Origin of the sequence: Nitratidesulfovibrio sp. D1 (genome assembly GCF_051133415.1) — a bacterium.
In the GTDB taxonomy this organism is placed as follows: domain Bacteria; phylum Desulfobacterota; class Desulfovibrionia; order Desulfovibrionales; family Desulfovibrionaceae; genus Cupidesulfovibrio.
Genome location: NZ_JBPGNZ010000007.1, coordinates 65655 through 85015 on the forward strand (window position 1 = coordinate 65655; position 19361 = coordinate 85015).

13 protein-coding genes are annotated in these 19361 nt (G+C 68.9%); 6 read left to right on the forward strand and 7 right to left on the reverse strand.

The annotated features are described in order from the left end of the window. Positions 1 to 251 precede the first annotated feature (251 nt). From ACR4XJ_RS14200 to mltG, 3 genes are all read left to right on the forward strand, one after another. A complete protein-coding gene (locus ACR4XJ_RS14200) occupies positions 252 to 3869 on the forward strand; it encodes an FAD-binding and (Fe-S)-binding domain-containing protein (protein WP_434755821.1) in 3618 nt (1205 codons plus the stop codon). Positions 3870 to 3943: 74 nt separating this feature from the next. After that, the gene (gene ruvX / locus ACR4XJ_RS14205) at positions 3944 to 4372 is read left to right on the forward strand and encodes a Holliday junction resolvase RuvX (RefSeq protein WP_434755822.1); all 429 of its coding nucleotides are present in this window, start codon (positions 3944 to 3946) and stop codon (positions 4370 to 4372) included. A gap of 302 nt (positions 4373 to 4674) precedes the next feature. After that, positions 4675 to 6021 carry an endolytic transglycosylase MltG gene (gene mltG / locus ACR4XJ_RS14210; RefSeq protein ID WP_434755823.1) on the forward strand — a complete coding sequence of 449 codons (1347 nt, stop codon included), beginning with the start codon at positions 4675 to 4677 and terminating at the stop codon, positions 6019 to 6021. A 54-nt stretch (positions 6022 to 6075) separates the two neighbouring features. Here the strand turns inward: mltG and ACR4XJ_RS14215 are convergent, their stop codons facing one another. Then, on the reverse strand, positions 6076 to 9111 hold the full coding sequence (locus ACR4XJ_RS14215; RefSeq protein ID WP_434755824.1) for a sensor domain-containing diguanylate cyclase: 3036 nt from the start codon (positions 9109 to 9111) through the stop codon (positions 6076 to 6078). Positions 9112 to 9630: 519 nt separating this feature from the next. On the opposite strand from ACR4XJ_RS14215, the gene ACR4XJ_RS14220 reads away from it, so the two are divergent. The 3 genes from ACR4XJ_RS14220 to ACR4XJ_RS14230 all read left to right on the forward strand — a co-directional run bounded on the left by ACR4XJ_RS14220 (position 9631) and on the right by ACR4XJ_RS14230 (position 15031). Beyond that, positions 9631 to 12897, forward strand: coding sequence for a PAS domain S-box protein (locus ACR4XJ_RS14220; RefSeq protein ID WP_434755825.1), 3267 nt, complete (start codon positions 9631 to 9633; stop codon positions 12895 to 12897). After that, positions 12894 to 13982: an HD domain-containing phosphohydrolase gene (locus ACR4XJ_RS14225; RefSeq protein ID WP_434755826.1), complete on the forward strand. Its 1089-nt coding sequence runs from the start codon at positions 12894 to 12896 to the stop codon at positions 13980 to 13982. The genes ACR4XJ_RS14220 and ACR4XJ_RS14225 overlap by 4 nt, the downstream gene beginning before the upstream one ends. Positions 13983 to 14098: 116 nt before the next feature. Next, on the forward strand, positions 14099 to 15031 hold the full coding sequence (locus ACR4XJ_RS14230) for an SAM-dependent methyltransferase (protein ID WP_434755827.1): 933 nt from the start codon (positions 14099 to 14101) through the stop codon (positions 15029 to 15031). A gap of 323 nt (positions 15032 to 15354) precedes the next feature. Here the strand turns inward: ACR4XJ_RS14230 and ACR4XJ_RS14235 are convergent, their stop codons facing one another. The 6 genes from ACR4XJ_RS14235 to ACR4XJ_RS14260 form a co-directional block, all read right to left on the reverse strand. After that, the gene (locus tag ACR4XJ_RS14235; protein ID WP_434755828.1) at positions 15355 to 15765 is read right to left on the reverse strand and encodes a response regulator; all 411 of its coding nucleotides are present in this window, start codon (positions 15763 to 15765) and stop codon (positions 15355 to 15357) included. A gap of 70 nt (positions 15766 to 15835) precedes the next feature. Continuing rightward, positions 15836 to 16672: a hypothetical protein gene (locus ACR4XJ_RS14240; RefSeq protein WP_434755829.1), complete on the reverse strand. Its 837-nt coding sequence runs from the start codon at positions 16670 to 16672 to the stop codon at positions 15836 to 15838. Beyond that, positions 16669 to 16893 carry a hypothetical protein gene (locus ACR4XJ_RS14245; protein ID WP_434755830.1) on the reverse strand — a complete coding sequence of 75 codons (225 nt, stop codon included), beginning with the start codon at positions 16891 to 16893 and terminating at the stop codon, positions 16669 to 16671. Before ACR4XJ_RS14245 ends, ACR4XJ_RS14240 begins: the two co-directional genes overlap by 4 nt. Positions 16894 to 17021: 128 nt before the next feature. Continuing rightward, the gene (locus ACR4XJ_RS14250) at positions 17022 to 17627 is read right to left on the reverse strand and encodes a DUF4881 domain-containing protein (RefSeq protein ID WP_434755831.1); all 606 of its coding nucleotides are present in this window, start codon (positions 17625 to 17627) and stop codon (positions 17022 to 17024) included. 31 nt (positions 17628 to 17658) lie between these two features. Further along, the gene (locus ACR4XJ_RS14255) at positions 17659 to 18711 is read right to left on the reverse strand and encodes a sulfite exporter TauE/SafE family protein (protein WP_434755832.1); all 1053 of its coding nucleotides are present in this window, start codon (positions 18709 to 18711) and stop codon (positions 17659 to 17661) included. A gap of 28 nt (positions 18712 to 18739) precedes the next feature. Beyond that, positions 18740 to 19033: a DVU0150 family protein gene (locus ACR4XJ_RS14260; RefSeq protein ID WP_434755833.1), complete on the reverse strand. Its 294-nt coding sequence runs from the start codon at positions 19031 to 19033 to the stop codon at positions 18740 to 18742. Between the last annotated feature and the right edge of the window lie 328 nt (positions 19034 to 19361).

Sequence of the window (19361 nt, forward strand, 5' to 3'; positions counted from 1 at the left end):
TTGCTGATGCTAACCAGCAATGCAGGAAAATTCCCGCACATTTTTTTGGCGGGGGCGGCCCCGCTTGCGTGGCGGGTTCCTGCCCGGCACGCGCCGGAAACCGGCTGCCCCGGCCCATGCCGGTACCGCCCCGGTTCCCGTGCGGCACACTTCCCGCCAAAAAATCGTGCGCTCACTCAACTTGCCAACCGGGCCGCGCGCGCCTATAGTCTACGGCTTCCTCTCACCGCAACCCGAGAGAGAGCCCGCTCATGCCCCATAAAGGCCCGCATATCTCCATATCCGCGGATTTCGTCGTCAACCGCATCCTGCGCATCAATCTGGACGAATTCGAGGACTGGCCAGAGTCCGTGCGCCACCTTGCCATCGAAATCGCGGAAGAACTGTTTCTGGTCGTGTACAACCCGTTCATCGACGCGGAAACGGTGAAAGCGAGCGTTCGCGCGCGTTTCGAGGGCGAAAAGGCGGCACTTGCCCACCACTACGCCACCAGCATCGGCGAAGGCATCACCATGTTCTGGAGCGCGCACGAGGCCGAGGTGGCCTTCCGCGACGAACTGGTGAAGCGCATGGCCGCCGTCATGCCGCGCGAATGCATCGACACCCGCCCCGGCGCGCTGGTGGAAAATTCGACGGACGCCACCGACCTGCGCATGGAACTGCCCATGCTGGTGGTCAGCCCCGCCTCGGCCGAGCAGGTCAGCGCGGTGGTCAAGCTGGCCAACGAGATGAAGTTCGCCATCATCCCGCGCGGCGGCGGCTCCGGCCTGACCGGCGGGGCAGTGCCCGCCCGCAAGCGCACGGTGATCCTGAGCCTTGGCCGCCTGACCCGCATCGTCAGCATCGACGAGCAGAACAGGGTGCTGTGCTGCGAGGCGGGGGTCATCACCAACGACGCCATCGCGGCGGCGGGCAAGAAGGGCCTGCTGTTCACCGTGGACCCGGCCTCCAAGCTGGCCTCGTCCATCGGGGGCAACATCGCAGAGAACGCGGGCGGCCCCTTCGCCTTCGAATACGGCACCACCCTCGACAACCTGCTCTCGTGGCGCATGGTCACCCCCACCGGCGAGATCATCGACGTGGCCCGCGTGGACCACCCGCGCCACAAGATCATGCCCGGCGAGACGGCCACCTTCGAAATCCGCGACCTGAGCGGCGGCGTGCGCAACGTGGTGTCGCTGCGCGGCGACGAAATCCGCCTGCCGGGCCTCGGCAAGGACGTGACCAACAAGACCCTGGGCGGCCTGCCCGGCATGCAGAAGGAAGGCGTGGACGGCATCATCGTCGAAGCCTGCTTCGTGCTGCACAAGAAACCGGCCCACCAGCGGGTGCTGGTGCTGGAATTCTTCGGGCGTTCCATGAACAACGCCATGCAGGTCATCAAGGACGTGGTGGGCTACCGCGACACCATCCGCCGCGAAGGCGACCACGTGAAGATATCGGCCCTGGAGGAGTTCAACTCCAAGTACGTCAAGGCCATAGAATACAAGAAGAAGTCCACGGAGTACGAGGGCGACCCCATCTCGGTGCTCATCGTGCAACTGGACGGCGACGACGAGTTCCACCTGGATCGCGCCGTGCACCAGATCCTGGACATCGTGAACCCCTACGACGGGGCGGACATCTTTGCCGCGCGCGACGAGAAGGAAGCCGAGGTGTTCTGGGAGGACCGCCACAAGCTGTCCGCCATCGCCCGCCGCACCTCGGGCTTCAAGATCAACGAGGACGTGGTCATCCCCATCGACGGCGTGCCCGAGTTCGCGGACTTTCTGGAGCAGGTGAACCTGGAATGCGCGGCCGCCGCCTACCGCTCGGCCCTGCAAGAGGTGGGGCGTCTGGCGGGCATGCCGCTGGACGACAAGGAGTTCAACCGCGAATTCACCTACGCCTCCAAGGTGGCCAAGGGCGAGGTTTCGGCCAAGGACATCTCGGACGAGGAAATGCAGATCCGCGCCGTGGTGTTCCTGGGCGAGCTTGCCAACGCCCACCCCAACCTGGCCCGCAAGATAGAGCGCATCAAGGACCACATGCAGGCCACCCGCATCGAGGTGGCCAGCCACATGCACGCGGGCGACGGCAACTGCCACGTCAACATCCCGGTCAACTCCAACGACCCGGTCATGCTGCACAACGCCGAGCAGGTGGCCCACCGCGTCATGGCGAAGGCGCAGGAAGTGGGCGGCGAGGTGTCCGGCGAGCACGGCATCGGCATCACCAAGATCGCCTTCCTGCGCAAGGAAAAGATGGACGCCCTGCGCGCCTTCAAGGAGCGCGTGGACCCGCGCAACGTGCTGAACCCGGCCAAGCTGACCCAGCGCGAACTGCCGGTGCGGCCGTTCACCTTCTCGTTCAACCGGCTCATCGAGGACATCCGCCAGAGCGGCCTGCCCGACAAGGAACGGCTCATCGCGCTGCTGGCCAACGTGCAGATCTGCACCCGCTGCGGCAAGTGCAAGCAGGTCTGTCCCATGTTCTACCCGGAACAGTCGCTGCAATACCACCCGCGCAACAAGAACATCGCCCTCGGCGCGCTGGTGGAGGCGGTGTACTATTCGCAGGTCAACAAGGGCCGGCCCGACCCCTTCCTGCTGGGCGAACTGCGCGCCATGATGGAGCACTGCACCGGCTGCGGCCGCTGCACCTCGGTCTGCCCGGTGAAGATCGATTCGTCGGGCGTGGCCCTGGCCATGCGCGCCTTCCTGGAATCGGAGAACGCGGGCGGCCACCCCATCAAGCGCAAGGTGCTGGAATGGCTGTCGGCCGATCCGGCGGCGCGCGTGCCCCGCGCGGCCAAGGCCGCCTCCATGGGCCAGCGCTTCCAGAACCGCTTCATGGGGCTGGTGCCCGCCGGGTGGCGCGAACGCTTCGAGAACCCGCTCTTTGCCGGTCCCGGCCCGGAGGTGGGCTACAAGAACCTTGCGGAAACCCTGCACCTGGGCAAGGGCGGCATCTTCGTGCCCGCCAGCGCCCGCGAGCGCGCGGCGGCCACCGGCGAACCCGTGGAAGCGGTGTTCTACTTCCCCGGCTGCGGGGGCGGGCTGTTCTACCGCAACATCGGCCTGGCCGGGCTGATGCTGATGCTCAAGTCCGGCGTGGCCGTGGTCATGCCGGAACAGCACCTGTGCTGCGGCTACCCGCTGCTGTCCGCCGGGGCGGACAACGCCTTCGCCACCAACCGCGACCACAACGTGCAGGCCATCAGGGCCGCCCTGGACAAGGCGCGGGCGGCGGGGCTTTCCGTCACCCACGTCATCACCGCCTGCGGCTCGTGCCGCGACGGCATCCAGCGCCACGAACTGCTGGGCGCGCGCGGCGACGCCCCGGCCATGCGCCACATGGACATGGTGCAGTTCCTGCTGGAACGGCTGCCCCCCAACACCCTGTCCGCCGACGCCCTTACCGGCACGGCCAAGCCCGCCGCCGGAACCGAGGTGCTCTACCACCCCTCGTGCCACGCCGAATGGGTGGGCGTGCACAAGGGCAAGGCCGCCAACATCTACGCGCAGGCCGTGGCCGCCTTCACCGGGGCCAAGGTGCGCGTGAACCCCGGCTGCTGCGGCGAATCGGGCATGGGCGCCATGACCTCGCCCGCCATCTACAACAAGCTGCGCGCCCGCAAGCGGATGCGCCTTGAGGCGGACTTCATGACCTACGCCGACGGCGCGCCCATCATCGTGGGCTGCCCCTCGTGCAAGGTGGGCATCAAGCGCACCATGCTGGCCCTCAAGGACAAGCGCCCCGTGCTGCATACCCTGGAATGGCTGGCCGAACTGGCCAAGGGCGCGGACTGGCGCAAGATACTGCGCAAGGCCGCCGACCACGCCAGGGACGAGGGGGGCGTGCGGGTGGTGGACGATTCGACGCTGTAGGACGGCGCGCGGCAGGGCCGTCGCCGCCCCGCGACTTGCCCCGCCGCGCCCGCTGGCGTAGCATCCGGCCTGCCATGAAGTACCTCGGCATCGACTACGGCACGAAACGCACCGGCATCGCGGCCAGCGACACGGGCGGCAGCATGGCCTTTCCGCGCCGCACCATCGTCATGACCACCCGCGACCGGTTCTTTGCCGAACTGCTGGCCGTGGCCGAGGAAGAACGCGCCGACGCCTTCGTGGTGGGGCTGCCCCTGCTGCACGACGGCACGGACACCCTGACCACCCGGCAGGTGCGCAACTTCGTGGAACGGCTGAAGCGCCGCACCACCCTGCCCGTCTACCTCATGGAGGAATTCCTGAGCTCCTACGAGGCCGAGGACGACCTGCGCGACGCCGGGCTTTCCGGCAAGGCGCTGGAGGCCGTGGTGGACCAGCAGGCGGCCGCGCGCATCCTGCAATCGTTCCTCAACCTGCCTGAATCCCGGCGTACCCCCGCCTGACCGGACAGCATCACCGCATGAGCGATACCCCCAAAGCCCCCCCGAATTCCGACCCGTCGGCGGCTGCTGCGGACGCGCCCACTCCTGACGTACCCGTAGCCGACGCACCCGTACCCGATACAGACGCAACACCGGAAGCCCCCCCCGCCGGAGACGCGCCCGGCACGCCCGCAACGTCCCCGTCCGGTGAAGCAGCGGAACCAAGTGAAGCTGCGGAGCCAGGCGAAGCAGCGGAGTCAGGCGAAGCAGCGGAATCGGCAGAGCCGGTAGAACCGGTGGAGTCTGCGGAATCGGCGGCGCCAGTGGAACCGGTCGCGCCTGAAACGCCCGAGCCGGCGGAACCAACGGAACCGGAAACGCCCGAGCCGGTGTCGTCCCCCACGCCACCCAGCCGCCCCCTGCTGCGCCTCCTGCTGCGCGCGCTGGCGGCGCTGACCTTGCTGGGCCTTTTGGCGTGCGGCTATGCGGGCTACGACGCCTGGCGCTTCCTGAGCACCCCGCCCGCCGCGCCCGGCCCCGCTGGAACGGACGTGTACGTGGACGTGGAGCCCGGCGCCACCTTCGACAGGGTGACGAAGCAACTGGTGGACAAGGACGCGGTGACCAGCGACTGGCGCTTCAAGCTGCTGGCCCACTACCACGGCTGGGAAACCTCGCTGAAGGCCGGGCGCTTCCTGGTGCACAGCAACTGGACGCCCTTCCGCGTGCTGGACCAGTTGGTGAACGGCCAGCCGGTGCTGTCGCGCATCACCCTGCGCGAAGGGCTGACCTGGTGGGAAACCGCCCGCCTGCTGGAGGCCGAGGGCTTCGTCACCGTGGAGGACTTCCGCGCGGTGATCACCGACCCGGCCTTCCTGCGCCACTGGGGCATCCCCTTCGACACGGCGGAAGGCTTCCTGTTCCCCGACACCTACCTGCTCAAGAAGTCCCCGGTGCCGGACAGGGAATCGGCCCGCGCCGTGGCCGGGCGCATGGTGGACACCTTCTGGCGGCGCGCCGCGCAGGTCTGGCCCGACGGCCGCCCCGTCCGCGACGAGCTGCGGCGGCTGATCATCCTGGCTTCCATCGTGGAGAAGGAGACCGGCCAGCCCTCGGAACGCGGCCGCGTGGCCGGGGTGTACGCCAACCGGCTGCGCACCGGCATGCTGTTGCAGGCGGACCCCACCACCATTTACGGCCTGGGCGAGACCTTCGACGGCAACCTGCGCCGCCCGCACCTCCAGGACGCCGCCAACCCGTACAACACCTACCGCCGCCCCGGCCTGCCCCCCGGCCCCATCTGCTCGCCGGGGCTGGACTCGCTGCGCGCGGCCACCGCGCCGGAAAAGCACGGCTATTTCTACTTCGTGTCGCGCAACGACGGTTCGCACCAGTTCAGCGCCACGCTGGACGAACACAACCGCGCCGTGAACCGCTTCCAGCGGGGCGGGCGGACCAGGGGGGCGACGCAGGGCACCCCGGCCAACGGAAGCGCTGGCGAGGCCGCCGCACTAGCAACACCCCCCGGGGAGAATGCCGCACCGGCCCCCACGGCAGAGCCGCAGCCCTCTCCGCAGGAGGCGCCAGCCGCCCCCGTCGCACCGGTCGAGCCAGCCGCCCCTGCCGAGCCAGCCGCCCCCGTCACACCGGTCGAGCCGGTCGCGCCGTAACCGGTCCCCGCGCCCCCGGCCGTTCCCGGCACACGGCGGCGCGGTGCGTGCCGGTCAGCCGTTGCGCGGTACGCCGCCGCTGCTCCAGCGGCGGTTCTGGTCCTCCATTCCGCCGTTGGTGGCGCGCGCCAGCATCACCCGGTTGCGGCCCGCCTCCTTGGCGGAGTACAGCGCCGAGTCCGCCCGGCGCAGGATGTCGTCCAGCGCCGCGTCGCCCGGCCCGCGCAGGGCCATGCCGATGCTCACCGTGCAGCGCAGGGTCTGGCCGCCGAAGGGCACGGCCATTTCCTCCACGGCCCGGCGCAGCCGTTCGGCGGCGGCCAGCGCATCGTCCAGGTCCGTCTCCAGCAGCACCGCCGCGAATTCCTCGCCGCCCAGCCGCCCCAGGATGTCGGTATCGCGCAGCGACTGCTGGCAGGCCTGCACGCAGCCCAGCAGCACGGCGTCGCCCGCGTGGTGCCCGAAGCGGTCGTTGATGCGCTTGAAGCGGTCCAGGTCCAGCATCAGCACGGTCAGCGGCCGGCCGTAGCGGGTGGCGCGGCCCATCTCGCGCTCCGCGTCCACGAAGAACTGCCGCCGGTTGCGGATGCCCGTCAGCGGGTCGGTGGTGGCCTCGCGCATCAGGGCCTGTTCCAGCCGCTTGCGGTCGGTGATGTCGCGCGCGATGCTGAGCACCACGGGCCTGCCGTCGAAGTCGAGCAGCTTGGCATGGATTTCCACGGGCAGGACCGTGCCGTTCCGGGTTCGATGGGCCGATTCGAAGGTCAGCGAGCCCTCCTCGCGCAGCCGCTGGATGCGCTCGCCCACCTGCTCGGCGAATTCCACGGCATCCAGTTCGTGCGGGGTCATGTCCAGCAGTTCGCGCCGGGTGTAGCCCAGACGGCGGCAGGCCACCTCGTTCACGTCCAGGAAGCGCCCCTCGGTGTCATGCAGGAAGATGGCGTCGGCGGCGGCCTCGAACAGCAGCCGGTAGTGCGCCTCCGACCGCTGGCGCGCCGCTTCCGCCGCCCTGCGCTGGGTGACGTCCTGGGCCACCCCGACGATGGTGTCGCCAGCCAGCTTGCCGGAATATTCGAACCACACCGTGGAGCCGTCGCGGCGGCGCATTTCCACCTCGACGTTGCGGAACTCTCCCCGGTGCAGCAGCGCGGCCAGCACGCGGCCCCGCGCCTCGGGGTCCACGTACCATTCGGTGGCGCGCATCTTGTCCAGGAATTCCGCGCGGTCCGTCCAGCCGTACATTTCGATGATCCGGGCGTTGGCCTCCAGGAACCGGCCGTCGGAAATCCGGGTGCGGAAGATGCCCACCTGCGCGTTCTCGAACAGGGCGCGGTAGCGCCGCTCGCTGTCCTCCTGGGCCTGCTGGGCCGCGCGCTGCTCGTTGATGTCCGTGATGATGGCCAGGGCCGACTCCACCTCGCCGTCGGGCCCCACCAGCGGCGAAGCGCTGATGTCGGTCCACAGGTAGCCGCCGTCCTTGTGGCGCAGGCGGTGTTGCAGGCGGCTGGCGTCCTGGGTGCGGGCCAGCAGGTTGGCCAGGATGGTGGCGGCCAGCGGGGTTTCCTCTTCGTGCATGAACCGGCTGAAGTGCTGGCCGCGCATTTCTTCCGTGGCGTACCCCAGCATGCGCGCGCAGGCGTCGTTGACCCGCACCAGCAGGCCGAAGCGGTCCAGCAGCACGATGCCCACCGAGGCGGTGCTGAAGATGCCCCGGAACAACTCCTCGCTGCGGGCCAGGGCCAGGCGCTGGCTGACGGCGGCGGTGATGTCCATGTGCGTGCCCACCACCCGCGCGGGGGAACCGTCCTCGCGCCGGGCCAGCACGCGGCCGCGCGCCAGCATCCACTTCCAGCCGCCGTCCTTGGTGCGCAGGCGGAACTGCACCTCGAACTGGCCCACCCCGCAGGCCCCGGCCACCACGCGGGCAACGGCCGGGCCAGACAGACCAGACAGGCCGGACAGGCCGGGCACGGTAACGCCCCCCTCGGGCACGCACAGGGCGGCCGTCACGTCGGCCATGTCGTCGGGATGCACCAGGTCGCGCAGGGCGTCGTGGGTGCATTCGAACTCGCCGGGCACGTACCCCAGCATTTCGTAGTAGCGCGGGCTGCAATACAGTTCGCCGGTCTCGAAATTCCAGTCCCAGTGCGCCTCGCTGGCGGCGTCCAGGGCCAGCTTCAGCCGTTCCTCGCTGCGCCGCAGCGCTTCCTGCGCGCGCACCTCGGCGGTGACGTCCTCGAACAGCCACAGGCTGCCCCAGACCCGTCCGTGCTCGTCGCGCAGGGTGCGGAAGGTGCGCCGCAGCACGCGGCCGTCGGCCAGCTGCACCGGAAGGCCGCCAGTTTCGCCAGTCCCGCCAGTCCCGCCAGACCGGGCGGACGGGCGGGCGGACGGCCCGCCTGTTTCGCGGGCCGGGGCGTCGGGCAGGGCGGCGTCGATGGCGGCGGGGTCCGGCAGGCGGGCGGCGGCCAGGGCCTTCACCTCGGCCAGCGGACGTCCGGCCAGGCTGGCGGCGTCGGCATCGATGCCCCACAGCTTCGGAAAGCGGCGGTTTGCCCGCGCCACCACGCCCCGGGTGTCCACGGTCAGCGCGGCCGAGGGCAGGGTGTCCTGCTGCGCGCCGAACAGGGCGTTCTCGTAGATCAGGGCCAGGGTTTCCTCCACCTGGCCGTGAAAGTCGGACACGATGGACCGGTGCACGTCGGACGGCGGCCACTGGCGCGTGTCCAGCAGGCACAGCGTGCCGTACACCTGCCCGTCGGGCAGCAGCAGGGGATAGCCCAGATACGCGACGAAGCCCGCCCGCGCCATGGGGCTGTCGCGCCAGCGCGGGTCGTCCAGGGCGTTCTGCACGTACACCGGCTGGCCCGCCTCGATGACCGCGTCGCAGTAGGTTCCGCCCGCCGAAGTGGCGATGCGCATGCCCGGCACCAGCGGATTGCCCGCCGTGTCGCTGGCAAGCAGCACCGAAAGCCCCCCCGGGTGCCGTCGCATGATGGCGGCGACGCGAATGCCCAGCAGCCGCGCCAGGGTATCCAGCGATTGCTGCCAGCGGGCCTGCGTCCGTTCCCCGATGCTGATGAAGTCCATACTGTCCCCCTGTGCGGGCCGCCGTTCCGGCCCCGGCCCGCCACCATCCTTCACCGGCCCCCGCCGTGCGTCAGGTACAGGCGGCCATGACGCAGCATACCACGCCACGCAGAGGATTGCACGCGCCAACGTGTCGGCAAGGCATCACTTTCTCCCCGGCAGCCCCCCTGCGAACGCAGAAAGTACAGGCAACGGCGGCCCCTCCGCAAGCGGACCCTGCCGATGGGGGCCAAGGGGGCCGGGGGGGGGGCCGATGGGGCCACGGTCCCCGCCGGTATCGGGCGGTTCGCGGTCCGGTGTCCGCATTAGAAACGAAAAAACGGCGCGTGCATTGCGCGGCCCCGCCAACTGGTCCATACTGGAACCATCCGCCATCATGCCGCCCCGCCGGAAACGGGCGGCGCACACGGAGGGCTACAGATGCTCCCGGACCGCCATGCCGCGCCCACCGCCCCGCCCGTCCGGTCTCCCTGGCCTCCCCGGCCTCTCCGGCCTCTCCGCAAGCGCGCCGCGCCGTACGTGGCGCTGCTGCTGGCGGCCATGGCCCTGTGCCTGCCGTGTCCCTTCCCGGCCCTGGCCCGGGCCGCGCTGACCGAGGCGGAGCAGACCTGGCTTGCCGACAACCCCGACAAGCTCACCCTGTACTTCGACAAGAACTTTCCGCCCTACGAAAACCTGTCCCCGGACGGCACGTTCCACGGGCTGGCCGCCGATGTGATGGCCCTGGTCGAACAGCAGTTGGGGGCCCGCTTCATCAACACCCCGGCTCCGGACTGGCCCAGCCAGCTCGCGGCGCTGGAAAGCGGCGACATCGCCGTCGTCCCCGTCATCGTGCGCACCCCGGAGCGGGAGCGCTTCGCCCAGTTCACCCCGCCCTACGTGGACATTCCCACCGCCATCATCGCCCGACGCGGCGAGGAGGACGGCCGCGGGCTTTCCGACTTCGCCGGGCGGCGCGTGGCCGTGGTGCAGGGCTACGTCACCGAGGCGTACGTCCGCCAGATGTCGCCGGACGGGCGCATCGAGGTGGTGCCCGTGCCCAACGTGCAGACCGGCCTGCGCGACGTGTCCTTCGGCGTGGTGGACGCCATGGTGGAAAACCAGGCCGTGGCAGCCCACTACATCGAAAAGGAGCAGTTGCCCAACCTGAAGGTGGTCGGCACCGCCGACCTCGACTACCCCCTCAGCCTGGGCATCAGCAAAAAGCACCCCCTGCTGTGCAGCGCGGTGCTCAAGGCGTTTGCCGCCATTCCACCGGACGAACTGGAACGCACCAAGGCCCGCTGGATACGCCTGGACACCGGCGGGGTGCTCACCCAGGACCAGCGCCGCATGCTGCGCGTGTCCGCCGTGGCCGCCGTGGTCGTGGTGGCCTGGCTCACCCTGGTCACCTCGGTGCTGCGGCGCAGGCTGCGCGAAAAGGTGGACGCCCTCGACCATGCGCGCCGCAAGGCCGAGGAACAGGCCACCCGCCTGGCCCTGGTGCTGGGGGCCACCAACGCGGGCATCTGGGAGTACCAGCCGGAGTCGGATACCGCCTATTGCAGCCCTGAATGGTACACCATGCTGGGATACCAGCCGGACAGCACACCCCTTACCCGCGCAGGCTGGTTCAGCCTGATGCATCCCGACGACCTCGAACGGACCGCCTCGGTGCTTGCCGCCTATATGGCGTCCGGCGGCACGGGCAGCTACGAATCGGAATTCCGCATGCGCAACGCCGACGGTCAGTGGCGCTGGGTGCTGGGCAAGGGCCAGGCCGTGGCCTGGGACGCGGCCGGCCGCCCCACGCGCATCCTGGGGCTGAACGTGGACGTGCACAGCCTGAAGCAGCACCGCGAGGCCGCGCTGGAAAGCGAGCGGCGCTTCCGCACCATCTTCGAGAACGCCCCTTACGCCATCGTCATCAACCGCATGTCCGACGGGGCCCTGCTGGACGTGAACCGGGCCTTTCTGGAGGCCCAGGGCATGGGCAGGGACGAGGTGTTGCGCGGCGACACCCGGCGCTTCTCCACCATGACGCCGGAAGAGGCCGCGGCCTTCCGCCGCAGGGTGCGCGAGACGGGCGGCGTGCACGGCGTGGAGTCCAGCAGCCGCAGGCCGGACGGCTCCCCCCGGCACATCATCTTCTCTTCCGTGCCGGTGTCCTTCGGCGGGGAGGAGGCCATCCTGTCCATCACCGTGGACGTGACGGAGATGAAGGCGGCGGAGGCCGCCCTGAAGGCCAGCGAGGAAAAGTACCGCGCCATCTTCCACAACGCGCCCCTCGGCATCTTCCGCACCGGCTTCGAGGGCGGATTCATGGACGCCAACCCCGCCCTGGCGCGCATGCTGGGCTACGCGGACCGCGAAGAACTGCTGCGTCTGCGCGCGCCCCTGTCCATCCATTACGACCCGGCCCAGCGGGACCTTCTGCTGGGCATGCTGCGGCAAAACCCCTCGGGCGTGCGCATGGAATGCCGGTTGCTGCGCCGCGACGGCACGCCCTTCCACGCCATCGTCAACGCCTCGCTCCAGTTCGACGCGGAGGGCAGGCCCAGCTTCCTCGACGGCTCCATAGAGGACGTAAGCGTCCGCAGGCAGGCCGAGGAGCAGTTGCGCCAGTCGGAGCAGAAGTTCTTCCAGCTCTTCCAGCTCAGCCCCGACGCCATCGTGGTGGCCCGGCTGGACGACGACACGGTGCGCGACGTGAACCACGCGTTCATCCGCATGTTCGGCTTCACGCGCGACGAAGTGCTGGCCACCCCCGCCAGCGATCTGGCCATCGTGGTCCCCGGCGCCTCGCTGCGCGACGCCTACCGCCAGCTCCGGCGCGACGGCGAGTTGCGCAACCACGAATTCGCGGCCCGGCACAAGGACGGCACGCCCATGAGCTGCCTGCTGTCCTGCGCGCTGCTGCACATCGACGGCGAGGACCACGTGATGGCCGTGCTGCGCGACATCACCCAGATCAAGAAGATGCAGGAGATGATCATCCAGACCGAAAAGATGGTCTCGCTGGGGGGCATCGCGGCGGGCATCGCGCACGAGATCAACAACCCCCTCGGCATCGTGTTGCAGGCGGCGCAAAACATGGCGCAGCGCACCCGGCCAGACTTCGCCAAGAACCTGGAGGTGGCCCGGGCCATGGGCCTCGACATGGAACTGCTGGCCCGCTACATGCGCGAGCGCAAGCTGGACGTGTTCCTGGGCGACATCCAGTCCGCCGCCCTGCGCGCCGCAGCCATCATCCGGCACATGCTGGAATTCAGCCGCCGCAGCGAATCCAGGCGCAAGGTCTGCGACCTGCCGGGCGTGCTGCGCCGCGCGCTGACCCTGGCCCAGAGCGACTACGACCTGAAGAAGAGCTACGACTTCCGGAAGATAGACGTCGCCCTGCGCATGGACGACGACCTGCCCTCCATCAACTGCACGGAAACGGAAATCGAGCAGGTGGCCGTCAACCTGCTGCGCAACGCGGCCCAGGCCATGGCCGCCGCCGACCCGCCCGTGGAGGCCCCGCGCATCGACATCGACGTTTCCGCCATGCCGGGCGGGGTGCGCATCGTCATGGCCGACAACGGCCCCGGCATGCCGCCCGAGGTGCAGCGCCGGGCCTTCGAGCCGTTCTACACCACCAAGGCGCCGGGGGTGGGCACCGGCCTCGGCCTGTCCGTCTCGTACTTCATCGTCACCAAGGGGCACGGCGGCCGGATGGAGGTGGAATCCGAGCCGGGCAAGGGCACCCGCTTCATCATCGAACTGCCCGTGGACCCCGCCCCCGCCAACGGGAGGAACCCGCAATGAGCGTGCTGGTCGTCGACGACGAGGAAGGGCTGCGGCGCTCGCTGTGCGCCTTCCTCGAGGACATGGACTACGGAACGCTGGAGGCCGCCGACGGCCGCCAGGGGCTGAAGATGCTGGAGGCCGGCCTGCCCGGCGTCGAGGCGGCCATCGTGGACCTGAACATGCCGGTCATGGACGGGTACGCCTTCCTGGCCCACGCCCGCGAACTGGCCCCCGACCTGCCCACCATCGTGCTGTCCGGCGTGGGCGTGGTGGAGGACGCCGTGCGGGCCATGCGCGCCGGAGCGTGGGATTTCATCACCAAGCCCCTGCACGATTTCAACATCCTGCAACTGACCCTGGGCAAGGTGCTGGAACGGGCCCGCCTGCTGCGCGAAAACCGCGCCTACCAGCAGCGGCTGGAGTCCATGGTGTGCGAGCGTACCGCAGAGATCGAGCGCACCCGCCGCCAGATCATCCAGCGGCTCAGCCGGGCCGCCGAATACAAGGACAACGAGACCGGCATGCACGTCATCCGGGTGGGCGAGATCAGCGCGCTGCTGGGCCGTGCGCTGGGCCTGCCGGAAGACCGCTGCGACATGCTGCGCCAGTGCGCGCCGCTGCACGACGTGGGCAAGATCGGCATTCCGGACAGCATCCTGCTGAAGCCCGGCTCGCTGGAGGCCGGAGAATGGGACCTGATGCGCCGCCACTGCGCCTTCGGGTGCGAACTGCTTGGCCCGCTGGACCGGGACGAGGCGCGCGCCTCGTGCGCGTCGCACCTGGCCGCCCGCGAAGAGGACGGGAACCCCTTCCTGGCCCTGGCCCGCACCCTGGCCCTGCTGCACCACGAACGCTGGGACGGCACGGGCTACCCCTTCGGCCTGCCGGGCCGCGACGTGCCCATGGAGGCGCGCATCGTGTCGCTGGTGGACGTGTACGACGCCCTGCGCAGCGAGCGCCCCTACAAGCGCTGTTTCACGCGCGACGAATGCCGCGACACCATCGTGGCGGGTTCCGGCACCCAGTTCGACCCGGCCGTGGTGCAGGTCTTCCTGGACAACCTGGACGCAATAGAGGCCATCCGCGAGCGCTGGGCGGGCTGACGGCGGGCGGGGGCGGCTTGCCAGACGGACCGCGTCGCGCTACAGGCACGCCCACGCCGCGCTCCACGGGCTGACCGCCCGCCGCCCCCCTTTCCCGAACCCCCTCGGACACGGACATGACCGCCACCCCACTCGCCGACCGCACCATCTACATCGCCGCCGCCGGGTTCACGGACGACCTGGTCCACGAACTGGAAAACCTGCACGGCGCGCGCGTGCTGGACGTGCGCGGACGGCTGGTGGCGGCGCAGGGGCCGCCCCGCCCGGCGGCATGGGCGCAGAACATCTGGCTGGAGCCGGTGTCCATCCCCGTGGCCTCCATCGGCGACGCGGCCCGCAAGCTGAAGGCCATCCAGCGCAACTGGCACCTGCACGCCACCGGCCATCACCGCCGGGCCGCGCTGATCCAGGAGCAGCTGCCCCGCGTGGCCGCCCGGCCCCTGGCGTTCGGCGATGCGCCGCCCACGGCGCCGCTGGGCTCATGGACCCTGTGGGAGCTAGACCTGGTGCTGGCATCCGCCCGGTGCTCCAGCCCCTTCCCCGACGGCGAACCGCGCTTCGAGGAAAACCGCACCGTGCCCCCCACCCGCGCCTACCTGAAGCTGTGGGAACTGTTCACGCTGCTCAGCAGGCGGCCCGGCCCCGGCGAACTGTGCCTGGACCTGGGCAGTTGCCCCGGCGGATGGACCTGGGTGCTGGCGGAACTGGGGGCGCGGGTGTTCAGCGTGGACAAGGCGGATATCGCCCCGCACATCGCCGCCCACCCCAACGTGAACTTCTGCACGGGCAGCGCCTTCGGCCTGGACCCGCGCCACGCCGGAGCCGTGGACTGGCTGTTCTCCGACGTGATCTGCTACCCCGACCGGCTGCTGGCCACCGTGGGCCGCTGGCTGGAACTGGGGCAGTGCCGCAACTTCGTGTGCACCCTGAAGTTCCAGGCCGAAACGGACCACGCCACGGCGCGCGCCTTCGCGGCGGTGCCGGGGTCGCGCCTGCTGCACCTGGCCCACAACAAGCACGAGCTGACCTGGGTGCTGCTGCGCGACTGACATGGCCGTTGCCGCGCCTCCTCCGCCTTCCCGCCGCCACGAATGAGACCGGGGCGGAACCGTCTGCTGCGAAGGTTCCGCCCCGGACTGCGAGGGGAATGGGCGTATGCTGTCGTGGAACATTGGCGGCGGGTGTCCGCCGGCCGCGGGGCTGCCCGGCAAAATTTTTCCGCCAGCTACCGAGTTACCGCGCCCTAAATTAGGATTTTCGTTCGTTGGCAAGGAAAACGAGCCTGCCATGAGGGAGTATACTCTTATCGTATTCGGCCGATATGGCAGGTGAAGTTTGACGAAGCCAACGGGCGAAAAGACAATTTAGGCCCTCATTGCGCCGCGCGGCGCTCCAGCACCTGCTCGAACGCGGTCTCGATGCGCTCCAGCAATTCCTCCACCGGGCAGGGTTTGAGCAGATAGTCGCTGGCCCCGGCCCGCATGGCGTCCAGGGCGATATCCGTGTAGGCGTGCCCGCTCAGGATGATCACCGCCGGGTCCTCGCCGCCGGCCTTGCGGATCTCGCGCAGCACGTCGCGGCCGTCCATGTCCCCCAGCTGGATGTCCAGGATCACCACGTCCACCGTCTCGCGGGCCAGCCATTCCAGGGCGGCCCGGCCGCTGGCCACGCCCTCGATGGCCACCCCGCGCTTGCGCATGCGGCGCAGCAGCGCGTCACGAAAGCCGTCCTCGTCGTCCACCAGCAGGATGCGGCAGCTTTTCAGCAATTCCGGGCAGTCCATGTTCCCCCTCCTGTCCACCTGGCCCGTCTGGCCCAGCCCCGTCAGACCAGACCCGTCTGGCCCAGCCCCGTCAGGCGCGGCGCGTTTCCGCCGGCCCGGCCACCATGTCGGGCAGGGTCACCACATCGCCGGGCTGCACGTTCAGGCCATGCGGTATGCGGGCCACGCAATCGCGCGCCGTGCATTCCACCACCCGCGCCTCGCCCACGGGGGTGCCGTCCGGGCGGCTGATGCGGCAGCGCATGCCGGGGCTGGCCCCGTGCTGCACGCCAAGGCCGAAGGTGACGTCCTTGCCGCCGCCGTCCGGCGCGGGCAGCAGCTTGTAGATCTCGGCGCTGCGCTCGGCCAGCAGCGCCCGGCTCCAGGCCCGGCCCAGCATGAAGTTGCCGAAGCCCGCCAGCAGGGCGAAGGGCAGCACCAGCGCGGACAGGCTGAAGGCGCTGACGCCGAACCAGCGGGTGAGCCGTTCCGGAGAGTTGGCCTTCATGGTGGCCTCGTCGGGCCAGACCACCACCGCGAAGATCAGCGTGGGGTTCTGCTTTTCGCCGTACTTGTCATGCACGCGGATGACGTATTCGCCGGAGGCGGGGCTGGTCCCCACCTTGATGGCGCCGCGCCACATCTTTCCGCCCAGCCAGTAGCCGGAATAGATTTCGTAGGGAACGAGGCGCACCTGCCTGTCGTCGGTGCCGCCCTCGATGACCATGTCCTCGATGGTTTCGGTCTGGGGCGGCAGCGGCCCGCTGACCGGGTATTCGCCGCCGGGCAGCGCGTCGGTGCGGTTGAAGCCCTGCTGCATCCTGCCCACCAGCCCGTCCACCAGGCTGAGCGCGCAGACCAGCAGAAGCAGCAGCGCCACCCGCCCGGAACGCCGGTGCAGGCGCGCCAGATGCACCGATCTGGTCACGCGCGGCCCCTGGCGCGCAGCCAGCGCTTGGCGCACCAGCCCAGCACCAGCGACGGCCCCAGCACCGCGAAGAAGGTCTTGAAGAACACCGGGGTGAATTCGTCCGGCACGAACGAGGCGCGGTACATGCCCGCGCACACCGCCGCGATGGCCAGCAGGTTCATGGTCAGCACCAGCAGCTTGTGGGCCACGGTGGTTGCGAAATCCATCTGGTCTTCCACGGTGTCGCTCCTTGTCTGTTGTCCTCGGGCTTCTTCCGCCCGTTCCGGCCCGCCAGGCCGTATACGGGGCATGGCGGGGCGGAAGGGGGGGAAGGGGCGGGGCCGTCGCCGGCCCCGCCGCCGTCTGTCTACTTCTTGAAGATGTCGGTCCTGGAGATGTTCATGAAGCGCAGGGATACGCCCTCGGCCTTGTAGTACACGCGCACTTCGTCGCCGGCATCCCAGGTGGAATCGGGCAGTGCGAAGTATTCGTCAGGCATCGAGATGGTGCACAGCATCTTCTGGCGGCCCGAGTAGATGGTCACGGTCTTCTTGTCGCGGTCCACCATGGGGAACTTCTTCGCGGATTCCGTGGCCTTGTCGTACACCAGCGGATGGTTGCGGTCGATGTTCTCCTGCAGGTCCACCATCTTGAACGCGATGTCTTCGAACGCCTGGGTCTTGGTGTTGAAGATGCGGATGATGTTGGCCTTGGTGTCCAGCTTCATGCGCTGCCCGGCCCTGGGCTCGGGGCCCATTTCGGCGGGGTCGGTGGGCAGCTTGTAGGTGTGGGGGGGCAGGATGGAGTAGTCCGGGTTCAGCGGCTCCATGGCCTTGTCCTGGATCAGGGTGACGGTTTTCGCGTTCTTGTCGTATGCGATCACCCGGCCCTGGTCCACCTTGCCGTATTCACCGCAGCCCACGAGGCCGAGGGGCAGCGCCACGACGAGCAGCATCAGCAGAAAGCGTCTCATATGTTTTCTCCTTCTCTCGTGCGCGGCGCGGCTAGGCGGCCTTCTTGCGGGCCAGTTCCATCTTCACGCCCTGGATCATGCGGATGAAGATGTACAGCGACATGCAGGACACCAGGCCCAGCACCAGCACGGTGGCGGCGGTGTCCAGCGCGCTCCTGAACTGGGGAAGCCAGGGCTGCACGAGCTTCATCAGGATGGAGATGGCGCAGCCGACCACGGCGAGGCCGAAGGCGATGCGGATGCCGTAACCCTTGATGTACTTGGTGGCGACCGCGCCCACCTGCGCGCCCACGGAGGCGCCCACCAGCATGATCATGGCGGCCACCAGTTCGGTGCGGCCCTTGTAGGTGTAGGTGGCGGCGCCGTACAGGCCGGAGATCATGACTTCGAACAGGTCGGTGCCGACGGCCACGTGGGTCGGGCAGCCGATGAGGTAGATCAGGGCGGGCATGCGGATGAGACCGCCGCCGATGCCCAGGATGCCCGCCAGCCAGCCGGTGGCGAAGCTGACGATGATGGGCAGCCACGCGGAGCAGTAGATGCCGGCTTCGTGCAGGTGCACCATGGGGGGAATCTTGATCTTGTGCAGGGCCTTGTGCCATTCGACGCCGGTGGCCCCGGCTTCCAGCTTTTCACCGCGTGCGGCGGCCTGGCGTTCCTTCTCGCGGCGCTTGGCCACGTCGTGGAAGACCATCCACGCGATCAGGGTCAGCAGGGCGATGTAGATCCAGCGCACGACCTTTTCGACGTTGCCCACGCGCTCGAGCCACATGACCATCTGGGCCCCCACTTCGAAGCCCACGACGGTGCCCACCAGCATGATCATCCCCAGCTTGTAGTCCACGTTGCCGAACTTGCCGTGGCGCATGGTGGAGATGAGCGACTTGCCCGCCATGTGGGCGATGTCCGTCCCGATGGCGAAGGCCATGGGGAAGCCGAGGATGTTCAGGCCGGGGGTCACCATCCACGCGCCGCCCATGCCGAAGAAGCCGCCGATGATGCCGACGCCCACGCCGAGAATGATCAGGCCGGGCCAGAAGATCTTAACGCCCGCGATGGGCATGAGGATATAGAGCCATTCCATCGTTATTCTCCTTTGGTGCGGGCGCGGCCTAATGCTCGGCCAGTTCGCGGGACTTCAGGTCGATGCCGATCCAGTTCATCACGATGTCGGCAAGCACGCCGAAGATCACGCCGACCAGCGGAATCAGGATGATGGTCAGCACCGTGAACTGCACGTGGCTTTCGTTGTACAGGTTCGCCCACCAGGCCATGACCCCGTCCAGCTTGCGGGTGTCGGCCACGATGACCACGGGAGCGCCGCCACCGCCTGCGGCCAGCGCCAGGCCGGGAATGGCCAGCACGAACGTCAGCAGCGACATGAACAGCGTCTTGATCCTTCTCATGTGCATCCTCCAGGTTGCGGGCAGCCCCTGCCGCCCTTTTCGGCTGCCGCCTCCGGCCCGTCCTCGCCTTTCGCGATCCCGTCCGGCGTCGGAGCCCGCCTTTCCGTCCACCCGCACCCCCCCTTGGAGTGCGGTTTTGGTCCTGTACATTGCGCGGTTCTCTTCGCGCGACCCGGAGAAAGCAAGTCGCATGCCAAAATTTTTAATACACTATTTTTATTTATGTAATCTCCTTTCGCGCAAGATGCGCTTGCATGATTGCGCAAAACATTGTACATAATTTCTCAAGCAACCGCGCCCGTGAACGGCCCGCTTTCGTCTGCCTTTC

Excerpts from the sequence above, each read along its gene's own strand:
- ACR4XJ_RS14200 (WP_434755821.1), top strand. The coding sequence starts at position 252 with ATGCCCCATAAAGGCCCGCATATCTCCATATCCGCGGATTTCGTCGTC.
- ruvX (WP_434755822.1), top strand. The coding sequence starts at position 3,944 with ATGAAGTACCTCGGCATCGACTACGGCACGAAACGCACCGGCATCGCG.
- ACR4XJ_RS14215 (WP_434755824.1), bottom strand. The coding sequence starts at position 9,111 with ATGGACTTCATCAGCATCGGGGAACGGACGCAGGCCCGCTGGCAGCAA.
- ACR4XJ_RS14225 (WP_434755826.1), top strand. The coding sequence starts at position 12,894 with ATGAGCGTGCTGGTCGTCGACGACGAGGAAGGGCTGCGGCGCTCGCTG.
- ACR4XJ_RS14230 (WP_434755827.1), top strand. The coding sequence starts at position 14,099 with ATGACCGCCACCCCACTCGCCGACCGCACCATCTACATCGCCGCCGCC.
- ACR4XJ_RS14235 (WP_434755828.1), bottom strand. The coding sequence starts at position 15,765 with ATGGACTGCCCGGAATTGCTGAAAAGCTGCCGCATCCTGCTGGTGGAC.
- ACR4XJ_RS14250 (WP_434755831.1), bottom strand. The coding sequence starts at position 17,627 with ATGAGACGCTTTCTGCTGATGCTGCTCGTCGTGGCGCTGCCCCTCGGC.
- ACR4XJ_RS14255 (WP_434755832.1), bottom strand. The coding sequence starts at position 18,711 with ATGGAATGGCTCTATATCCTCATGCCCATCGCGGGCGTTAAGATCTTC.
- ACR4XJ_RS14260 (WP_434755833.1), bottom strand. The coding sequence starts at position 19,033 with ATGAGAAGGATCAAGACGCTGTTCATGTCGCTGCTGACGTTCGTGCTG.